Origin of the sequence: Streptomyces sp. NBC_01478, assembly GCF_036227225.1 — a bacterium.
GTDB lineage: Bacteria > Actinomycetota > Actinomycetes > Streptomycetales > Streptomycetaceae > Streptomyces.
Genome location: NZ_CP109444.1, coordinates 8,210,202 through 8,229,010 on the forward strand (window position 1 = coordinate 8,210,202; position 18,809 = coordinate 8,229,010).

Here is an 18,809-nt window from a genome sequence, read left to right on the forward strand (position 1 = left end):
GACTGGGACCGACGCCCGGACTGGGACCGACGCCCGGACTGGGACCGACGCCCGGACTGGGACCGACGCCCGGACTGGGACCGACGCCCGGACTGGGACCGACGCCCGGACTGGGACCGACGCCCGGACTGGGACCGACGCCCGGACCGGGGCCAACGCCCGGACCGAGACCGACGCCCGGACTGGGACCAACGGCCGGACCAGGACCGATGACCGGACCGAGACCGATGACCAGACCGCGCCCCAAGACGCGGGCGACGATCTGCTCGCCCGTGTCTTTCTGGCCCGGGTTGTCGAGCCCGGTGATGAGGTCGTAGGGCGGTGGATCCGGGAGCTCGGGGCTGTGGAAGTGGCTCGGAGGCTGCGGAGCGGAGGGCCGCAGCTCGTCGGGGTGACCGACAAGCGGTGGGCCGGGCTGTGTGCGCGGGCCGGAGTGGTCGAGCCTGGGCGGGACCTGGCCGTCGCGCGGGACGCGGGCGTCCGGTTCGTGTGTCCCGGTGGCGTCGAGTGGCCCGCCCAGCTCGACGATCTCGGGGACGCGCGACCCGTCGGACTGTGGGTGCGCGGGTTGCCCAGCCTGCGGGTGTGGGCGCTCAAGTCGGTCGCCGTCGTCGGCGCCCGCGCCTGCACCGAGTACGGCGCACACATGGCGGCCACCCTCGCCGCCGGCCTCGCGGAACTCGGCTGGGTGGTCGTGTCCGGCGGCGCCTACGGAGTCGACGGCGCCGCCCATCGCGGTGCCCTCGGCGCGGGCGGGGCCACCGCCGCCGTGCTCGCCTGCGGTGTCGACCGTCCCTACCCGCGCGGCCACGCCGAGTTGATCGGCAGGATCGCCGAACAGGGGCTCGTGGTGGGCGAGTTGCCGCCCGGCGAGCATCCGACGCCGAGCAGGTTCATCCTCCGGAACAGGGTGATCGCGGCGCTCACGCGGGGCACCGTGGTCGTCGAGGCCGCGTACCGGAGCGGATCGCTCGTCACGGCGCGGGCCGCGCAGCGGTTGGGGCGCCACACGATAGGGGTGCCCGGCCCGGCCACCAGCGGACTGTCCGGTGGTGTGCACGAACTCCTGCGCGGGGACGCGGTGCTGGTGACAGACGCCGCGGAAGTAGTCGAACTGGTCGGTGACATGGGCGAACTGGCACCGGACCGACGCGGACCGGTGCTCCCGCGCGACCTGTTGGAGCCGGCTGCCCGGCGCATCCTCGCCGCACTGCCCGGCAACAGGGCGGCGCCGCCGCGGGAGATCGCGCGCGGTGCGCAGACGACGGAGGACGACGCCGTCGCCAGACTGTACGAACTCCGAGCACTTGGTTACGTCGAACGACACAGCGACGGCTGGAAGTTGACACGCCAGGCGATGATCTCGGTCCGGCCCGGTCGGGGGCGCCGCTGACCGAGTGTGTTCGGCCGTCCGGGGGAACCCCGACACCCTTGGGAATTCCCGCAGTTGGCGCATTCTGATGATCACGCAGAGCGATCGGGGCAACCCGTTCCGGCACCCCGGCGAACGCGTCCGTGCCCGGTCCGGGCCCTGCCCTTCGCACACCGCGACACTCCAGTCACGCTACGCTCACGGGGATTCCGGCACAGACCGGCATCTCCACATCACTCCGACAGGTCACCCAGGCAACCCCACTTCACGGCAGAACGGCACAAGGCGACGAATGCCCCAGCACACCTCCGGGTCCGACCGGGCGGCGATCCCCCCAGCCGCCCGTGACGGTGGCAGCGTCCGGCCGCCCGCTCCCTCGACGCTCGAGGAGCTGTGGCGGTCGTACAAGACGACGGGCGACGAGCGGCTGCGTGAGCAGTTGATCCTGCACTACTCGCCGCTGGTCAAGTACGTCGCGGGACGGGTGAGCGTCGGGCTGCCGCCCAATGTGGAACAGGCGGACTTCGTGTCGTCGGGGGTGTTCGGACTGATCGACGCGATCGAGAAGTTCGACATCGAGCGGGAGATCAAGTTCGAGACGTACGCGATCACCCGCATCCGGGGCGCGATGATCGACGAACTGCGCGCCCTGGACTGGATCCCGCGCTCGGTACGGCAGAAGGCGCGGAACGTGGAGCGGGCGTACGCCACGCTGGAGGCGCGGCTCAGGCGCACCCCCAGCGAGGGCGAGGTGGCCGCCGAGATGGGCATCGCGGTGGAGGAACTCCACGCCGTCTTCAGCCAGTTGTCGCTCGCGAACGTGGTCGCCCTGGAGGAGCTGCTGCACGCCGGCGGTGAGGGCGGCGACCGGCTCAGCCTGATGGACACGCTGGAGGACACCGCCGCCGACAACCCCGTGGAGGTGGCGGAGGGGCGGGAGCTGCGGCGGTTCCTGGCGCGGGCGATCAACACCTTGCCCGAGCGCGAGAAGACCGTCGTCACGCTGTACTACTACGAGGGCCTCACCCTCGCCGAGATCGGCAACGTGCTCGGGGTGACCGAGAGCCGGGTCAGCCAGATCCACACCAAGTCCGTGCTGCAGTTGCGCGCCAAGCTGGCGAGTTTCGGCCGTTGAACAGAAGTCGTACGACCTTCTCGACCTCGCAGAATCGTGCCTGCGTGGCCCCTGTCACTCCCGTCGGGCGTGGACCGTCCGTAGAGTGGTTGACGTGCCAAGGATTCGAGCGGCCTCCGTGGCCGAGCACCGGTCGATGCAGCGAGCCGCCCTGCTGGACGCGGCTCGTTCCCTGCTGTCCGAGGGCGGGACGGAGGCGCTGACCTTCCCGGCCCTGGCCGAGCGGACGGGGCTCGCGCGGTCGTCCGTGTACGAGTACTTCCGCTCGAGGGCCGCCGTCGTCGAGGAGCTGTGCGAGGTCGACTTTCCCGTCTGGGCGGCGGATGTGTCGGCTGCGATGGAGCGGGCCGGCTCCGCCGAGGGCAGGGTCGAAGCGTATGTGCGGCAGCAGCTTGCGTTGGTCGGGGACCGGCGGCACCGGGCTGTCGTCGCCATCTCCGCGAGTGAGTTGGACGCGGGGGCGCGGGAGAAGATCCGGGCCGCGCACGGGGGGTTGGTGGCGATGATCGTCTCCGCGTTGGCGGAGATGGGGCATGCGGAGCCTCGGTTGGCGGCGATGTTGCTGCAAGGGGTTGTCGATGCGGCTGTGCGGCGGATCGAGTTGGGGGCGGCGGAGGAGCCCGGTGTGATCACCGAGGCCGCGGTGCGGATGGCGTTGCGGGGCGTAGAAGGCTGAGCGTTGTCCGCGGGCCGGTGGGGGCTTGTCGCGCCCCACAGTGGAGCCGCATATCGATACAACCCCGCGCCCCTAAGGAACCAGAACAGGCAACAAGCGTGATGGGCCCCTGTTCAGCAGCCATGGGGGCAGTAGCTCCAGCGGGTTCAGGTATACCTCCCCTCTCAGCAAGCCCCAGTGCACGCACGTCGTCGCGCAGTGCGAGCCGGTGATCTCCACCGTCCCGACCACCTCGCCCGGCTCCACCTCCTCCCCCTTCTTCACCGTCGCGCTCACCGGTTCGTAGGTCGTGCGGAGGTCTGTGCCGGTCAGTTCGACCGCGACCACGCCCCTCCCCGCCACCTGGCCCGCGAAGGACACCCGGCCCGGTGCCACCGCCCGTACCGGAGTGCCGGCCGGGGTTGCCAGGTCCACGCCTCGGTGGCCCCGGGCGTAGGCCGTCGCCGGGGGCTCCCAGCCTCGTAGGACCAAGGGGTGGGAACCGGCGGGCCAGGTGCGGGCGATGGCCGGTACCGAGGGGGCCGGGACTCCAGGTGCGGGTGGCGGGCTGTCGTTCGCTCGGGCCGCGCAGGTCAGGAGGGTCAGCAGCAGGCCCAGCAATAACGCCAGGGTTGCGTGCACAGGTCGGTCACGTCGTCGCGTTCGCATGGCGCAAACCGTGCCGTATCCGTGTCGATCATGGCCGGGACCTGTGGACCGCCAGGTGCTTGTGGACAACGGCGTCACCCGGTACCTCGCGGGTCCCGTACACTTCCTTTGGCGATCCGGGTCACCGGGTCGACTTCGCACGCCCCGACACCTGGTCCTCCGTCGAGAGACGAAAACCGGTGTCAGCGCTCCTCGGTCCTCTGGGCACGCGCACGTGGGCGTCAGGCGCGAGTGCCGTCCCGGTGCTCGCGGCACAACCGAGAAAATCAAGGAGAACGGCCATGGCCGTCGTCACGATGCGGGAGCTGCTGGAAAGCGGCGTCCACTTCGGTCACCAGACCCGTCGTTGGAACCCGAAGATGAAGCGCTTCATCTTCACGGAGCGCAACGGCATCTACATCATCGACCTGCTCCAGTCGCTGTCGTACATCGACCGCGCCTACGAGTTCGTCAAGGAGACCGTCGCCCACGGTGGCACGGTCATGTTCGTCGGTACGAAGAAGCAGGCGCAGGAGGCCATCGCCGAGCAGGCCACCCGCGTCGGCATGCCCTACGTCAACCAGCGCTGGCTGGGCGGCATGCTCACCAACTTCTCCACCGTCTACAAGCGTCTGCAGCGCCTCAAGGAGCTCGAGCAGATCGACTTCGAGGACGTCGCCGCGTCCGGTCTCACCAAGAAGGAGCTTCTCGTGCTCTCGCGCGAGAAGGCCAAGCTGGAGAAGACCCTCGGTGGTATCCGCGAGATGTCCAAGGTTCCCAGCGCCGTCTGGATCGTGGACACCAAGAAGGAGCACATCGCGGTCGGTGAGGCCCGGAAGCTCAACATTCCGGTCGTCGCCATCCTCGACACGAACTGCGACCCCGACGAGGTCGACTACAAGATCCCGGGCAACGACGACGCGATCCGATCCGTCACCCTGCTCACCCGCGTGATCGCCGACGCCGTCGCCGAGGGCCTCATCAGCCGCTCCGGTGTCGCCGCCGAGGCCAAGGGTGACAAGGCCGCCGGCGAGCCGCTCGCCGCGTGGGAGCGCGACCTGCTCGAGGGCGAGAAGAAGCCTGACGAGGCTCCGGCCGCCGAGGCCGAGGTGCAGACCTCCGCCGAGACGGAGAAGGTCGCCGACGCCGAGCAGGCCGACGAGGTTCCCGCCGCCGAGGCCGCTGCCGAGGTCGAGGCCCCCGCCGCCGAGGCCGCTCCGGTCGCCGAGGCTGAGGTCGAGGCCGCTCCGGCCGCCGACGCCGAGCAGGCCTGACCTTCCGGGCCAAAGGGCTGACTGAAGTGACGGCGGGTGGTGCCGACCGCGCCACCCGCCGTTCACCCACAGCCCCTAGATCTTCGTAGCCCGTAGATCTTTGGCGGAAGCCCGCTCACCACGCGGCCGCCGCCGACTTCGAGACTTCGAACTCCGAGAAGAGATTTTCAGATCATGGCGAACTACACCGCCGCCGACGTCAAGAAGCTCCGCGAGCTCACCGGCGCTGGCATGATGGACTGCAAGAAGGCCCTGGACGAGGCCGACGGCAACGTCGAGAAGGCCGTCGAGGCGCTCCGTATCAAGGGCCAGAAGGGCGTCGCCAAGCGCGAGGGCCGCTCCGCCGAGAACGGCGCCGTGGTCTCCGTCATCGCCGACGACAACACCTCCGGTGTCCTGGTCGAGCTGAAGTGCGAGACGGACTTCGTCGCCAAGGGCGAGAAGTTCCAGGCCGTCGCCAACCAGGTCGCGCAGCACGTCGCCGCGACCGCCCCGGCCGACCTCGAGGCGCTCCTCGCGTCCGAGATCGAGTCCGGCAAGACGGTCCAGGCGTTCGTCGACGAGGCCAACGCGAACCTGGGCGAGAAGATCGTCCTGGACCGCTTCGCCCAGTACACCGACGGTTACGTCTCCGCGTACATGCACCGCACGATGCCCGACCTGCCCCCGCAGATCGGTGTCCTCGTCGAGCTGGACAAGCCGAACGCCGAGGTCGCCCGCGGTGTCGCCCAGCACATCGCCGCCTTCGCGCCGAAGTACCTGGCCAAGGAAGACGTGCCGGCCGAGGTCGTCGAGTCCGAGCGTCGTATCGCCGAGGAGACCACCCGCGCCGAGGGCAAGCCCGAGGCCGCGATCGCCAAGATCGTCGAGGGTCGTGTGGGCGGCTTCTTCAAGGACGCGACGCTGCTCGGTCAGCCGTACGCGCTCGACCCCAAGAAGTCCGTCCAGAAGGTTCTGGACGAGGCGGGTGTCACCCTGAAGCGCTTCACGCGCATCAAGGTCGGCATCTGAGTCCGTACCGCGATCGACGCGCGGCGCCCGGCGGAATCCCGCTAGGGTCGTCAGCAGTCGGCCCGGTACGCCGTCGCGCACGCGCGCGTGGCGGACGACAGCAGATCTGACGAGGAGGCCATTGCCGAGCATGGGATGCGACAGACACCCCACCGGCAGTGGCCTTCTTCGTATGTGCGACCACGTAAAAGAGGCGAGAACGTCATGACCACCAAGGCCCAGAAGAGCGACGACGGCAAGGTACGCGGCCGGTTCATGTTGAAGCTGTCCGGAGAGGCCTTCTCCGGCGGCGGGGGCCTGGGCGTCGACCCCGATGTGGTGCACAAGATCGCCCGTGAGATCGCGGCCGTCGTACGGGACGGCGCGGAGGTCGCCGTCGTCATCGGCGGCGGCAACTTCTTCCGCGGCGCCGAACTCCAGCAGCGCGGCATGGACCGGGCCCGCTCCGACTACATGGGCATGCTCGGCACGGTGATGAACTGCCTCGCCCTCCAGGACTTCCTGGAGAAGGAGGGCATCGACAGCCGCGTCCAGACCGCCATCACCATGGGCCAGGTCGCCGAGCCGTACATCCCGCTGCGCGCCGTGCGTCACCTGGAGAAGGGCCGCGTGGTCATCTTCGGCGCCGGTATGGGCATGCCCTACTTCTCCACCGACACCACCGCCGCCCAGCGCGCCCTGGAGATCAACGCCGAGGCGCTGCTGATGGGCAAGAACGGCGTGGACGGGGTCTACGACTCCGACCCGAAGACGAACTCCGAGGCCGTCAAGTTCGACTCGCTCAGCTACGGCGAGGTCATCACCCAGGACCTCAAGGTCGCGGACATGACCGCCATCACCCTGTGCCGCGACAACAAGCTTCCGATCCTGGTCTTCGAGCTTCTGGCGGAGGGCAATATCGCCCGCGCCGTCAAGGGTGAGAAGATCGGCACGCTTGTGGGTGACCAAGGCAGCCAGGGCTGATGACCCTGACCGGGGGATGGACAATGTCCTGCCGGTCGGGAACCGTGCAGGAAGAAGACGCGACGCAGCCGGCCGCCGACGCCGACACAGCACAGCAGCCGGGCCTACTCAAGACACGCAGGAGCAAGTGGTGATCGAAGAGACCCTCCTCGAGGCCGAGGAGAAGATGGAGAAGGCCGTCGTGGTCGCCAAGGAGGACTTCGCCGCGATCCGCACCGGCCGTGCGCACCCGGCGATGTTCAACAAGATCGTGGCGGACTACTACGGAGCGCTGACGCCGATCAACCAGTTGGCCTCGTTCTCCGTACCGGAGCCGCGCATGGCCGTGGTGACCCCGTTCGACAAGACCGCGCTGCGGAACATCGAACAGGCGATCCGCGACTCGGACCTGGGCGTCAATCCCAGCAACGACGGCAACATCATCCGAGTGACGTTCCCCGAACTGACCGAGGAGCGCCGCAAGGACTACATCAAGGTCGCCCGGACCAAGGCCGAGGACTCCAAGGTGTCCATCCGCGCCGTCCGCCGCAAGGCCAAGGACGCGCTGGACAAGCTCGTCAAGGACAAGGAGTCCGGCGAGGACGAGGTCCGTCGTGCCGAGAAGGAGCTCGACGACACCACGGCGAAGTACGTCGCCCAGGTGGACGAACTCCTCAAGCACAAGGAAGCGGAGCTGCTCGAGGTCTGATGAACGACTCTTCCTGGGGGGCACCGCCACAAGCCGGGTACTGGGGGCCGTCCGACCAGGGGCCTGTCCAGGGGGCTGCCCCGGCGGGTCCCACGTACGATGCGCCTGAGGCGCAGCAGACTCGCCCCATGCCCATCGTGCCCGACGAGCCCGCATACGGCGGACACCAGGATGACGACCGGGGGGCCGCTCGGCTGAGCGGCCCCTTGTTCCGCGACGAGACGCAGCAGCCGCCGTACGACGTACGGCAGCCGCCGCCGTACGACCCGCGGACGCAGCCCTCTGACACGCCGCAGGCGCAGCCCTACGGGGCGGTGCCGCAGAATCCGGAGCCCATGCCCGACGTCCCGCCACCGGCGCCCGCCCCGCAGAAGAAGAGCGCGGGCCGGGACCTGGGTGCGGCCATAGGGGTCGGCGTCGGGCTCGCCGTGGTGATCGTCGCGTCCCTCTTCGTGGTGAAGGCCGCGTTCGTGGGAGTGATAGCGGTCGCCGTCGTGGTCGGTCTGTGGGAGCTCACCTCGCGGCTGCAGGAGCGCAAGGGCATCAAGGCGCCCCTCGTGCCCCTGGCGGTCGGCGGTGCGGCGATGGTCGTCGCCGGATACGTCCGGGGCCCCGAGGGCGCTTGGGTCGCCATGGCGCTCACGGCGCTCGCCGTCCTCGTATGGCGGATGACGGAGCCGCCCGAGGGCTATCTCAAGGACGTCACGGCGGGCGTCTTCGCGGCGTTCTACGTGCCGTTCCTCGCCACGTTCGTCGCCATGATGCTCACCGCCGACGACGGCGCCTGGCGGGTCCTGACGTTCCTGCTGCTGACCGTGGTCAGCGACACCGGGGCGTACGCCATCGGCTGGCGCTTCGGCACGCACAAGCTCGCCCCGCGCATCAGCCCCGGAAAGACCCGCGAGGGCCTGTTCGGGGCGGTGTCCTTCGCGATGGTGGCGGGCGCGCTGTGCATGCAGTTCCTGATCGACGACGGCAGTTGGTGGCAGGGCCTCGTCCTGGGCCTCGCGGTCGCGGCCAGCGCCACGCTGGGCGACCTCGGCGAGTCCATGATCAAGCGGGACCTCGGCATCAAGGACATGGGCACGGTGCTTCCCGGTCACGGCGGCATCATGGACCGCTTGGACTCCCTGCTGCCGACCGCTCCGGTGGTGTGGTTGTTGTTGGTGTTGTTCGTCGGGTCCGGCTGAGACGCGGTCCGACCTGCGATTTTGCGTACGAGGGGCTCGTTGTCCACAGGGCGGCGAGTCCCTCTTCGTATGTCTGCGACACTGGTACAGCCATGCCTAAGCCCGGAGAACTCACATTCGTCGCCCCCCGCGGAGCCCAGAAGCCGCCGCGGCACCTTGCCGATCTCACGCCCGCCGAGCGCAAGGAAGCCGTCGCCGCGATCGGGGAGAAGCCCTTTCGCGCCAAGCAGCTCTCGCAGCACTACTTCGCGCGCCTCGCGCACGATCCGGCGGAGTGGACCGACATCCCCGCCGGTTCACGCGCCAAGCTCCAGGAGGCGCTGCTTCCTGAGCTGATGACCGTCGTACGGCATCTGTCGACCGACCAGGAGACCACCCGCAAGACGCTGTGGCGGTTGTTCGACGGGACGCTCGTCGAGTCCGTGCTGATGCGGTACCCGGACCGGGTCACCATGTGCATCAGCTCGCAGGCGGGCTGCGGGATGAACTGCCCGTTCTGCGCGACCGGTCAGGCCGGCCTGGACCGCAATCTGTCCACCGGTGAGATCGTGCACCAGATCGTCGACGGGATGCGCGCGCTGCGTGACGGCGAGATTCCCGGCGGTCCCGCGCGGCTCTCCAACATCGTCTTCATGGGCATGGGCGAGCCCCTCGCCAACTACAAGAGGGTCGTCCAGTCCATCCGCGCCCTCACCGACCCCGAGCCGGACGGCCTCGGCCTCTCGCAGCGCGGGATCACCGTCTCGACGGTCGGACTGGTCCCGGCGATCCACCGGTTCTCCGACGAGGGCTTCAAGTGCCGGCTCGCGATCTCGCTGCACGCGCCGGACGACGAGCTGCGCGACACCCTGGTCCCCGTGAACACCCGGTGGAAGGTCCGCGAGGTCCTCGACGCCGGCTGGGAGTACGCGGCGAAGTCGGGACGTCGGCTGTCCATCGAGTACGCGATGATCCGTGACATCAACGACCAAGCGTGGCGCGGCGACCGGCTCGGCCGGCTCCTCAAGGGCAAGCCCGTGCACGTCAACCTGATCCCGCTGAACCCGACGCCGGGCTCGAAGTGGACCGCCTCCCGTCCCGAGGACGAGAAGGCGTTCGTCGAGGCCATCGCGGCTCACGGGGTGCCGGTCACCGTCCGGGACACCCGTGGCCAGGAGATCGACGGAGCGTGCGGTCAGCTCGCGGCCACCGAGCGGTAATCTTCACCCGTACCACCTGTACGTACACCTTCATATCCGACAGGGGAGCGCGCAGCGCTGAGAGTGCGGCAATCGGGCCGCAGACCCTCTGAACCTCGCCCAGGTCATTCTGGGTAGGAAGTTCGGTCATCACCGTGAACACCAAGAAGTACTGTGCTGTGCTCGTCGGCCTCGGCCTGGTCACGCTCTCCGCGTGCGGGTCGGGGTCGGACCAGAGCAGCGGCTCCGGATCCGACAAGACCGTCACCCTCGTCAGCCACGACTCGTGGGCCGTCTCGAAGAACGTCCTCAAGGACTTCGAGAAGCAGTCCGGCTACACGGTCAAGGTCCTCAAGGACGGCGACGCGGGCCAGGCCGTCAACAAGGCGATCCTCACCAAGGACAACCCCCAGGGCGACGTCTTCTTCGGCGTCGACAACACCCTGCTCTCCCGCGCGCTCGACAACGGCCTCTTCCAGTCCTACGACGCGAAGGGCTCCGCCACCGTCAAGCCCGCGTACCGCGTCGACGAGACCAAGCACCGGGTCACGCCCATCGACACCGGCGACATCTGCGTCAACTACGACAAGGCGTACTTCAGCAAGCACAAGCTGACCCCGCCGGCCTCCTTCGCCGACCTGGTCAAGCCCGCGTACAAGAACCTCCTCGTCACCGAGAACGCCGCCACCTCCTCACCCGGCCTCGGCTTCCTGCTCGGCAGCGCGGCGCAGTTCGGGGACGACGGTTGGCAGACGTACTGGAAGAAGCTCCAGGCCAACGGCGTCAAGGTCGTCGACGGCTGGGAGCAGGCCTACGACCAGGAGTTCTCCGGGTCCGCCGGCGGCAAGAAGGCGGGCGGCGACCGGCCCCTCGTCGTCTCGTACGCCTCCTCGCCGCCCGCCGAGGTCATCTACGGCGACCCGAAGCCGACCACCGCGCCCACCGGGGTGTCGTACGGCACCTGCTTCCGCCAGACCGAGTACGCGGGGCTGCTCAGCAACGCCGGGAACACCAAGGGCGGCAAGGCCTTCATCGACTTCCTGCTGACCAAGGAGTTCCAGCAGGACATGCCGCTCAACATGTTCGTGTACCCGGTGATCGAAGGCGCCCAGGTGCCGCAGGAGTTCGTCGAGTACGGTCGCCAGGCCCCGGATCCCGAGACCATGGCCCCCGCGAAGATCGCCGCCAACCGGGACCAGTGGGTCAAGTCGTGGACCTCGCTCGTACTGAAGTAGCCCCGGCCAAGACCAGCAAGGGCGTACGTGGGAGTGCGGCGCGGCTCGGCCTCATGGCCCTGCCCGTCGCCTTCTTCGCGGTGTTCTTCGCCTACCCCGTCGCCGCGATCGTCGCGCGCGGTCTCAAGGTCGACGGCGCCTGGCAGTTGGGCCGTATCGGGGACGTGTTGGCGCAGTCGGACATCCGGCACGTCCTGTGGTTCACCACCTGGCAGGCGCTCGCGTCGACCGTGCTCACGCTGCTGATCGCGCTCCCCGGCGCGTATGTCTTCGCGCGCTTCGACTTCCCTGGAAGGCACGTGCTGCGGGCCGTCGTGACGGTCCCCTTCGTGCTGCCGACGGTCGTCGTCGGTACGGCCTTCCTCGCGCTGGTCGGCCGGGGCGGGCTCCTCGACGACCTGTGGGGCGTACGGCTGGACACCACCGTGTGGGCCATCCTGCTCGCGCACGTCTTCTTCAACTACGCGGTCGTCGTACGGACGGTGGGCGGCCTCTGGGCCCAACTCGACCCGCGTCAGGAGGAGGCCGCGCGGATGCTCGGCGCGTCCCGGCTCCGGGCCTGGCGGAAGGTGACGCTGCCCGCGCTCGCGCCCGCCGTGGCCGCCGCCGCGCTGATGGTCTTCCTCTTCACCTTCACCTCCTTCGGCGTGGTGCAGATCCTCGGCGGCCCGACCTTCTCGACCCTCGAAGTGGAGATCTACCGCCAGACCTCGGAGATCTTCGACCTCGCCACGGCGGCCGTGCTCACGATCGTCCAGTTCGTCGCGGTCGGCGCGATCCTCGCCGTGCACGCCTGGACGGTACGACGACGGGAGACGGCCCTACGGCTCGTGGACCCGTCGGTGACCGCGAGGCGCCCGCGTGGAGCGGGCCAGTGGTCCCTGCTCGCCGGAGTCCTCGTCTCGGTCCTCCTGCTGCTCGTGCTGCCGCTCGCCGTGCTGGTCCAACGGTCGCTGGACTCACCGGACTTCGGCTACTACCGGGCGCTGACCCACGACGACGGCGGCACCTTCCTGGTCCCGCCGATCGCCGCGATCGGCAACTCGCTGGAGTACGCCGTCGCCGCCACCGCCATCGCCGTGGTGATCGGCGGTCTCGCCGCCGCGGCCCTGACCCGGCGCGATGCCGGGCGGCTGGTGCGGGGCTTCGACGCGCTGCTGATGCTGCCGCTCGGGGTGTCGGCGGTGACCGTCGGCTTCGGGTTTCTGATCTCGCTCGACAAACCCCCGGTGGATCTGCGGAGTTCATGGATCCTGGTGCCGCTCGCGCAGGCGCTGGTGGGCGTTCCCTTCGTCGTACGGACCATGCTGCCCGTGCTGCGGGCGGTGGACGGGCGGCTGCGGGAGGCGGCGGCCGTGCTCGGGGCGTCGCCGTGGCGGGTGTGGCGTGAGGTCGATCTGCCGCTCGTGCGGCGGGCGTTGCTGATCGCCGCCGGGTTCGCGTTCGCGGTGTCGCTGGGGGAGTTCGGGGCGACGGTGTTCATCGCGCGGCCCGACAATCCGACGCTGCCGGTCGCGGTGGCCCGGCTGCTGTCCCGGCCCGGTGATCTCAACTACGGCCAGGCGATGGCTCTTTCGGCGATTCTGATGGTGGTGTGCGCGGTGGCCCTGCTGGTCCTTGAGCGGCTGCGCACGGACCGGACCGGGGAGTTCTGATGCTGCTCAGTCTTGCGGGCGCGACCGTACGGTTCGGCGGGCGCCCGGTGCTGGACGCCGTGGACCTCGGGGTCGTGGAGCACGAGATCGTGTGTGTGCTCGGGCCCAGCGGCAGCGGCAAGTCCACGCTGCTGCGGGTGGTCGCCGGGCTCCAACCCCTGGACTCCGGGCGGGTGTTGCTCGACGGCCGGGACCAGTCGGGCGTGCCCGCGCACAAGCGGGGGGTGGGTCTGATGTTCCAGGACCATCAGCTCTTCCCGCAGCGGGACGTGGCCGGCAACGTCGCCTTCGGCCTGCGCATGCACGGGGCGTCCAGGCGACAGCAGGAAGACCGGGTCGCCGAGTTGCTCGACCTGGTCGGACTGCCGGGTGCCGCCCGCCGTGCCGTCGCGGGGCTGTCCGGCGGTGAGCAGCAACGGGTGGCCCTCGCCCGCGCCCTCGCGCCCCGCCCGCGTCTCCTCATGCTCGACGAACCGCTCGGCCAGCTCGACCGGTCACTGCGGGAACGGCTGGTCGTCGAACTCCGGGAACTCTTCGGGGCGTTGGGCACGACCGTGCTCGCGGTCACGCACGACCAGGGCGAGGCGTTCGCGCTCGCCGACCGGGTCGTGGTGATGCGGGACGGGCGGATCGCCCAGTCCGGTACGCCGCTTGAGGTCTGGCAGCACCCCGCCGACGAGTTCGTGGCCCGTTTCCTCGGCTTCGACAACGTGGTCGAGGCCACGGTCGCCGGCGAGGCCGCCGACACCCCCTGGGGCAAGGTTCCGGTCCCCGAGGACGCGCCCCAGGGCACCCACACGCTCCTCGTACGCCCCGCGGGCGTCCGGCTGTTGCCCGCCGACGAGGGCCTGCGCTGCACGGTCGCCGCCCGCACCTTCAAGGGCACCCATGTCGCTGTACGACTGCAGCCGGAGGACGCGCCGCGCCTGGAGGCGGCCTGTGCGCTGCGGGAGGCGCCGGAGGTCGGGGGCACGGTCGGGGTGGAGTTCGACGCGGCCGAGATCGTCGTACTCGGCACATGAGGCGGCGCGTGAGCTGACACGCGTGTGGCCCGTCCCCACGAACCGGACGGGCCACAGCGGCAACAGCGGGTGGATCAGCGGCCGTTGGTCGCTCCGCGACGGCGCATGCCGTAGTAGACGGCTCCGCCGCCCGCGACGACGAACGCGCCCGCGATACCGGCGATCATGCCGGTGTTGGAGTTGGCACCGGTCTCGGCGAGGTTCGAGGAACCGGCCGCCGGGGACGGCGCGTTGTCCGTCGTCGTCGCGGGAGCGGTGCTGCCGCTCTCCGTGGCCGACGGGGTCGGGGTGTCGGACTCGGCCGGGGTCGAGGCGCTGTCCGAGGGGGCCGGAGTGGTCTCGCTCGGGGTCGGGCTCGGGCTCGGCGACTCCGTCGCGCAGGCCTTGGACGGGGTGGTCAGGTTCGGCTTGATGTCGGCGTCGACCTGCTTGCCGGCCACGACGCGGACGCGGTACGTGGCGTTCGGCTCCCAGTCCTCGGAGAAGGAGACGGATGTGCCCGTCGCCGAGCCCTTGACGGTCTGCGCCTCGCCGACCTGCCTGGCGTCACCGCCGTTGTTCTCCAGGAACACGGTGATGGTCGCCTCGACGCCGGTGGCGTCCTTGTCGGTCACCGTGATGACACCCTTGGCGCCGTCGCAGGTGGCTTCGGCGGAGAACTCTTTGATGTTGCAGGCGAGCGCGTTGCCCGCGAAGCCGAGCGTGAGCGCGGCCGAGGCGGACGCGACGCCGAGGATGCGTACGGAACGTCGAGATATGGACACGTTTGCCCTTCACGGGATGTGCAACTGCGGGGGGTTTAGGAGGAGATGGGCCAGCATTCGAGGTGAGGCACCATCACCCCCAGGAGTCTCACTGGTCTATAAGTGCTGCGTAAGCAGTGTCAATGCATATGCGGTGTGCGGCAGTTGGCTTTACCTGCACTTTAATGAGTGAGACGTTTCAGCGCGTCCGGAGCCTCCTCGATCCGGTCAATGAGGGCGATACGGCTCTCCATCGACCGTTCCCGGGCAAGTGCACACAGCAGCGGCCACGTCGGCAGCCGCTCCGTCCAGTGCTCCCGGTCCACGAGCACCATCGGCGTGGGCTCACCGCGCGACTCGTAGTAGTTCGGCGTCGCGTTGTCGAAGATCTCCTGTACGGTCCCGGCCGCGCCCGGCAGAAACACCACCCCCGCGTTCGAGCGGGCCAACAGGCCGTCCTCGCGGGTGGCGTTGGCGAAGTACTTGGCGATGTGCGAGGCGAAGGCGTTCGGCGGCTCATGGCCGTAGAACCAGGTCGGGATGCCGATCGAGTGGTTGCCCTTGGGCCAGCGGGTGCGGACCTCGAAGGCGCGCTGCGCCCAGTCGGTGATCGAGGGGCCGAACGACGGGGAGGCGGCGAGGAGTTCGCAGGCCTCCTCCAGCATCGCGTCCTCGTACGGCGCCGCGTACGCGCCCAGGTTGGCCGCCTCCATCGCGCCGGGGCCGCCGCCGGTCGCCACCGTGTAGCCGGCCCGGCTCAGCTCCCGGCCCAGGTGCGCGGCACCGCCGTAGGCCTTCGTCCCGCGCGCCATCGCGTGGCCGCCCATGACGCCCACCACCCGTGCGCCGCGCAGGAGTTCGTCGAGGGCGTCGGAGATCGAGTCGTCGTGGACGGAGCGCAGCATGGACGCGTAGACGTCGCCGTCGGCCTTGGTCCGCTGGAACCAGGCGTACGCGAGCGCGTCCGGTGTCTGGTCGTACCCCTTGTCGAGCGAGGCGAACAGCTCGGCGGGCGTGTAGAGATGGCCGCGGTAGGGGTTGAACGGGAGGTGCGGGACCGGCGGGAAGACCAGGGCGCCCTCGGCGCGGACCTTCGCCGCCGCTTCGTCGCGCATCGGGCAGCCGAGGAAGACGGCGCCCGCGGTGTCCGTGGTGAGCAACTCCCGCGTACGGTCCGTCAGATCGACGCCCTGGACGCGGTGTCCGGCGAGGGTGCCGCGGGCCGAGACGGTCGCGTCGAAGTCCTCGACCGTCTCGATCTCGCGTTCGTCGTGGTGGGCCGCATGGGCCGGGCTCGTCTGCACGCGCCCATGCTAGGCAGTGAGTCGGTCAGCTCTGGACCGCCGCCGGGTCCATCCACACGACCTCCCAGGAGTGGTTGTCGAGGTCCTCGAAGGAGCGGCCGTACATGAATCCCTGGTCCTGGACATCGTCGTTGGCGGTGCCGCCCGCCGCGACCGCCTTGTTCACCAGCTCGTCGACCTTCTCGCGGCTCTCGGCGCTCAGACACAGCAGCACCTCGCTGGTCTTGGCCGAGTCGGCGATCTCCTTCTTTGTGAAGTCGCTGTAGCGCTGCTTGTTGAGGAGCATCACGATGATCGTGTCGCTGATCACGACGCAGGTGTTGTCGGCGGAGCTGAACTGGGGGTTGATCGAGTAACCGAGCTCGGTGAAGAACTTCCTCGACGCGTCGACGTCGTTCACGGCCAGGTTCACGAAGATCATCTGCTGGTACATGCGGGGTCTCTCCCATCGGGCGTGCGTGCTATTCGGTGGGTAGACCGGCGGTCGGCACAAAACTCATCGGCCGGCCAGCGGCAGAGCCGCCAGCTCCGCCACGAACAGGGTCAGCGGGAGGAACAGGGCGAGCAGCGCGCCCGCGCGCAGGGCCGCGGCGCTGCGCAGCATGGTGGCGGGAGCGCCGAGGCGGAGCAGCGCGGCCGTGGTGTCGGCGCGGGCGTGCTTGGCCTCCAGGGCGGCGGTGAGCAGGGTCGCCACCGTGCAGCCGGTGACCAGGAGGCCGCCGAGGGTGGTCAGCGGGCCGAAGGCCGGGGCGTCCGCGTCGTAGAGCGCCGTCATGGCGAAGCCACCGGACGCCACCGCGCAGACCACGCCCAGCGGGCGGCCGATCCGGGTCGCCTCCTCCATCAGCACCCGGCCGGCCAGCAGCCGCAGCGCGCCGGGGCTGACGGACTGGAGCAGCCGCCCGCACAGGTGCGTGAGCCCGGGACCGGCCAGCGCCAGCCCGATCGCGGTCAGCACCCAGCCGGCCAGGACGCTCGCGGGCCCGTCGGCCAGACCACCGGGCAGGGACAGCCCGCCGCCGTCCTTCGCCCGGCTCGCGTACGCCTCCACGGCGAGCCCCGCCGCCAGCACCGCGATACCCCAGGGCAGCCCGCGCGGGGCCTCACGGGGAGCGGCGGGGCGCGAGGGGTCAGGGTGTTCGGGCCCGGCTGCGGAGTCGCTCGTGCCCTCCAACTGCTCTGGCTGCGCGGGCTGTTCGGCCGGCTCGCCCGCCGGCCCGCTGCCGCGGCCGGCGCCGCGCAGATGCGCGCCGAAGCGGCCGTACGTCCCGAAGGTCTCGCGGGACCCCGGGCGGCCCAGTGCGCCGAAGCGGCCGTACGACCGCGCCGGGCCCTTCTCCGAGGCGGGGCGGAGGTCCCGGGGGCGCAGGGCGAGGGCCACCGCGACGGAGGCGGTCAGGGGGACGAGGGCGAGGAGGGTCAGTGCGGCGGGGAGGGGGAGGGGCTGGTCCGAGGCCAGGAACTCCGCCGCCGCTCCGTCGAAGGGCATGCCCGTGAGGTCGCCGCGGAGGTGGAGGAAGAAGAGCAGGGCCAGCATGGAGCCGAGGGTGCAGGCGAGGGCGGTCGTGGTCGCCGAGATCGCCATCAGGCGGCCGGGGCCGAGGCCGATCGCGGAGAGGCCGGGGCGGGGTCTCGTCGCCGGGTCGGTGCGGGCGACGGCCATCGCGAAGTAGACGGTGGCGGCCAGCGGGGTCGCGCACCAGCCGAGGCGGAGGGCCGCGGCGGCGGGGGAGTCGGGGTGGCCCATCGCGTAGCCGAGGGTGCAGAGGAGAAGGAAGCCCGTGCCCGCCGAGGCCAACGCGACCAGCAGGCGGCGCAGTTGGACGGCGGGGTGCGAGCCGCGGGTCAGACGGAGAGCGAGCACGCGGCCCGGCCTTCCGTCTCGGTGACCGGGGGGAGGTGAACCGTGTTCACACGGCGTCCGTCGAGGAGCGACACCGTACGGTCCGCGAGGGCCGCCGTCTCCGCCTCGTGGGTCGCGAGGACGACCGTGATGCCGTGCGAACGGGCGGCCGTCGTGAGCGTGCGCAGGACCTGGGCGCGGTCCGCGCGGTGCAGCGGGGCCGTCGGCTCGTCGGCGAACAGGACCGTCGGCGCCGGGGCCAGCGCGCGGGCGATCGAGACGCGCTGGCGCTCCGCCTGGCGCAGTTCGTGCGGGCGTTTGCGGGCGTGGTCGCCGATGTCGAGGCGGTCCAGCCACTCCAGGGCGGCGGTCTTGGCGCGGCGTCGGCTGGTGCCGCGCAGCATCAGGGGGAGGGCCGCGTTCTCCCAGACGTTCAGCTCGGGGACGAGCACGGGCGCCGGGTCGATCCAGCCGAAGCGGTCGCGGCGCAGCCGTTCGCGGGTCATCGGGCCCATGGTGTGCACGGGCACGCTGTTGAACCAGACCTCGCCGCGGCTCGGGCGCTCCAGGCCGGAGAGGCATCGCAGCAGGGTCGTCTTGCCGCTGCCGCGCGGGCCGCTGACGGCGAGGATCTCGCCCTCCCGGACACCGAGCGAGACGCCGCCGAGGGCGGGCGTTCCGTCGTGGTGCTGGAAGTGCAGGGCACGTGCCCAGAGCACGTCGTTGTCCGGCGGGGCCACCATGCGCGTACACCTCGTTCAGATCCGTTTTCCCGTATCGCATCCCCCGTCCGGGGGAACGAAGAGGGGGCCGATCGGTCACTGGCACGCTAAGGAGCGGTCGGCGGGAGCCCGGACAGCACACGGCCCCGGGCCGCCGTTTCTCACTCGAAC

At 70.3% G+C, this 18,809-nt stretch carries 18 protein-coding genes; 12 read left to right on the forward strand and 6 right to left on the reverse strand.

All coding sequences use genetic code 11. The features are described 5' to 3' along the window. The first annotated feature begins 262 nt into the window (after positions 1-262). From dprA to OG223_RS37300, 3 genes are all read left to right on the forward strand, one after another. Positions 263-1,393: a DNA-processing protein DprA gene (gene dprA, locus OG223_RS37290; protein WP_329265674.1), complete on the forward strand. Its 1,131-nt coding sequence runs from the start codon at positions 263-265 to the stop codon at positions 1,391-1,393. A 271-nt stretch (positions 1,394-1,664) separates the two neighbouring features. After that, positions 1,665-2,507 carry an RNA polymerase sigma factor WhiG gene (gene whiG, locus OG223_RS37295; RefSeq protein ID WP_043680536.1) on the forward strand — a complete coding sequence of 281 codons (843 nt, stop codon included), beginning with the start codon at positions 1,665-1,667 and terminating at the stop codon, positions 2,505-2,507. Positions 2,508-2,625: 118 nt separating this feature from the next. Continuing rightward, a complete protein-coding gene (locus tag OG223_RS37300; protein ID WP_329265675.1) occupies positions 2,626-3,183 on the forward strand; it encodes a TetR/AcrR family transcriptional regulator in 558 nt (185 codons plus the stop codon). Positions 3,184-3,255: 72 nt separating this feature from the next. Here OG223_RS37300 and OG223_RS37305 read toward each other — a convergent pair whose 3' ends face one another. Beyond that, positions 3,256-3,831 (reverse strand): murein hydrolase activator EnvC family protein, encoded by a 576-nt coding sequence (locus tag OG223_RS37305; RefSeq protein WP_329258397.1) that lies wholly within the window; start codon positions 3,829-3,831, stop codon positions 3,256-3,258. A gap of 281 nt (positions 3,832-4,112) precedes the next feature. On the opposite strand from OG223_RS37305, the gene rpsB reads away from it, so the two are divergent. The 9 genes from rpsB to OG223_RS37350 all read left to right on the forward strand — a co-directional run bounded on the left by rpsB (position 4,113) and on the right by OG223_RS37350 (position 14,026). After that, positions 4,113-5,084, forward strand: coding sequence for a 30S ribosomal protein S2 (rpsB, locus tag OG223_RS37310; protein ID WP_329258400.1), 972 nt, complete (start codon positions 4,113-4,115; stop codon positions 5,082-5,084). Between the two features lie 174 nt (positions 5,085-5,258). Continuing rightward, positions 5,259-6,095, forward strand: a complete 837-nt coding sequence (tsf, locus tag OG223_RS37315) for a translation elongation factor Ts (RefSeq protein ID WP_329258402.1) — start codon at positions 5,259-5,261, stop codon at positions 6,093-6,095. Positions 6,096-6,299: 204 nt separating this feature from the next. Next, the gene (pyrH, locus tag OG223_RS37320) at positions 6,300-7,058 is read left to right on the forward strand and encodes a UMP kinase (protein WP_329258404.1); all 759 of its coding nucleotides are present in this window, start codon (positions 6,300-6,302) and stop codon (positions 7,056-7,058) included. Positions 7,059-7,188: 130 nt separating this feature from the next. After that, positions 7,189-7,746 (forward strand): ribosome recycling factor, encoded by a 558-nt coding sequence (frr, locus tag OG223_RS37325; RefSeq protein WP_019058716.1) that lies wholly within the window; start codon positions 7,189-7,191, stop codon positions 7,744-7,746. After that, positions 7,746-8,936 (forward strand): phosphatidate cytidylyltransferase, encoded by a 1,191-nt coding sequence (locus tag OG223_RS37330; protein ID WP_329258408.1) that lies wholly within the window; start codon positions 7,746-7,748, stop codon positions 8,934-8,936. The genes frr and OG223_RS37330 overlap by 1 nt, the downstream gene beginning before the upstream one ends. A gap of 92 nt (positions 8,937-9,028) precedes the next feature. Then, positions 9,029-10,135: a 23S rRNA (adenine(2503)-C(2))-methyltransferase RlmN gene (gene rlmN, locus OG223_RS37335; RefSeq protein WP_329258411.1), complete on the forward strand. Its 1,107-nt coding sequence runs from the start codon at positions 9,029-9,031 to the stop codon at positions 10,133-10,135. Positions 10,136-10,269: 134 nt separating this feature from the next. Continuing rightward, complete coding sequence (locus OG223_RS37340) at positions 10,270-11,349, forward strand: thiamine ABC transporter substrate-binding protein (protein ID WP_329258414.1); 1,080 nt, start codon at positions 10,270-10,272, stop codon at positions 11,347-11,349. A gap of 53 nt (positions 11,350-11,402) precedes the next feature. Continuing rightward, positions 11,403-13,004, forward strand: a complete 1,602-nt coding sequence (locus tag OG223_RS37345) for an ABC transporter permease (RefSeq protein WP_329265677.1) — start codon at positions 11,403-11,405, stop codon at positions 13,002-13,004. Then, positions 13,004-14,026 carry an ABC transporter ATP-binding protein gene (locus tag OG223_RS37350; protein WP_329258417.1) on the forward strand — a complete coding sequence of 341 codons (1,023 nt, stop codon included), beginning with the start codon at positions 13,004-13,006 and terminating at the stop codon, positions 14,024-14,026. Before OG223_RS37345 ends, OG223_RS37350 begins: the two co-directional genes overlap by 1 nt. A 74-nt stretch (positions 14,027-14,100) precedes the next feature. Here the strand turns inward: OG223_RS37350 and OG223_RS37355 are convergent, their stop codons facing one another. The 5 genes from OG223_RS37355 to OG223_RS37375 form a co-directional block, all read right to left on the reverse strand. Further along, positions 14,101-14,790 carry an LAETG motif-containing sortase-dependent surface protein gene (locus tag OG223_RS37355; RefSeq protein WP_329258420.1) on the reverse strand — a complete coding sequence of 230 codons (690 nt, stop codon included), beginning with the start codon at positions 14,788-14,790 and terminating at the stop codon, positions 14,101-14,103. A gap of 161 nt (positions 14,791-14,951) precedes the next feature. Then, positions 14,952-16,073: an LOG family protein gene (locus OG223_RS37360; RefSeq protein WP_329258423.1), complete on the reverse strand. Its 1,122-nt coding sequence runs from the start codon at positions 16,071-16,073 to the stop codon at positions 14,952-14,954. 25 nt (positions 16,074-16,098) lie between these two features. Next, positions 16,099-16,506, reverse strand: coding sequence for a VOC family protein (locus OG223_RS37365; protein ID WP_329258426.1), 408 nt, complete (start codon positions 16,504-16,506; stop codon positions 16,099-16,101). Positions 16,507-16,569: 63 nt separating this feature from the next. Next, positions 16,570-17,937 (reverse strand): hypothetical protein, encoded by a 1,368-nt coding sequence (locus OG223_RS37370; protein ID WP_329258429.1) that lies wholly within the window; start codon positions 17,935-17,937, stop codon positions 16,570-16,572. Then, positions 17,919-18,659 carry an ABC transporter ATP-binding protein gene (locus OG223_RS37375; RefSeq protein ID WP_329258431.1) on the reverse strand — a complete coding sequence of 247 codons (741 nt, stop codon included), beginning with the start codon at positions 18,657-18,659 and terminating at the stop codon, positions 17,919-17,921. The genes OG223_RS37370 and OG223_RS37375 overlap by 19 nt, the downstream gene beginning before the upstream one ends. Positions 18,660-18,809: the final 150 nt, after the last annotated feature.

Excerpts from the sequence above, each read along its gene's own strand:
- whiG (WP_043680536.1), top strand. The coding sequence starts at position 1,665 with ATGCCCCAGCACACCTCCGGGTCCGACCGGGCGGCGATCCCCCCAGCC.
- OG223_RS37305 (WP_329258397.1), bottom strand. The coding sequence starts at position 3,831 with ATGCGAACGCGACGACGTGACCGACCTGTGCACGCAACCCTGGCGTTA.
- rpsB (WP_329258400.1), top strand. The coding sequence starts at position 4,113 with ATGGCCGTCGTCACGATGCGGGAGCTGCTGGAAAGCGGCGTCCACTTC.
- tsf (WP_329258402.1), top strand. The coding sequence starts at position 5,259 with ATGGCGAACTACACCGCCGCCGACGTCAAGAAGCTCCGCGAGCTCACC.
- pyrH (WP_329258404.1), top strand. The coding sequence starts at position 6,300 with ATGACCACCAAGGCCCAGAAGAGCGACGACGGCAAGGTACGCGGCCGG.
- OG223_RS37330 (WP_329258408.1), top strand. The coding sequence starts at position 7,746 with ATGAACGACTCTTCCTGGGGGGCACCGCCACAAGCCGGGTACTGGGGG.
- rlmN (WP_329258411.1), top strand. The coding sequence starts at position 9,029 with ATGCCTAAGCCCGGAGAACTCACATTCGTCGCCCCCCGCGGAGCCCAG.
- OG223_RS37345 (WP_329265677.1), top strand. The coding sequence starts at position 11,403 with ATGGCCCTGCCCGTCGCCTTCTTCGCGGTGTTCTTCGCCTACCCCGTC.
- OG223_RS37350 (WP_329258417.1), top strand. The coding sequence starts at position 13,004 with ATGCTGCTCAGTCTTGCGGGCGCGACCGTACGGTTCGGCGGGCGCCCG.
- OG223_RS37365 (WP_329258426.1), bottom strand. The coding sequence starts at position 16,506 with ATGTACCAGCAGATGATCTTCGTGAACCTGGCCGTGAACGACGTCGAC.
- OG223_RS37375 (WP_329258431.1), bottom strand. The coding sequence starts at position 18,659 with ATGGTGGCCCCGCCGGACAACGACGTGCTCTGGGCACGTGCCCTGCAC.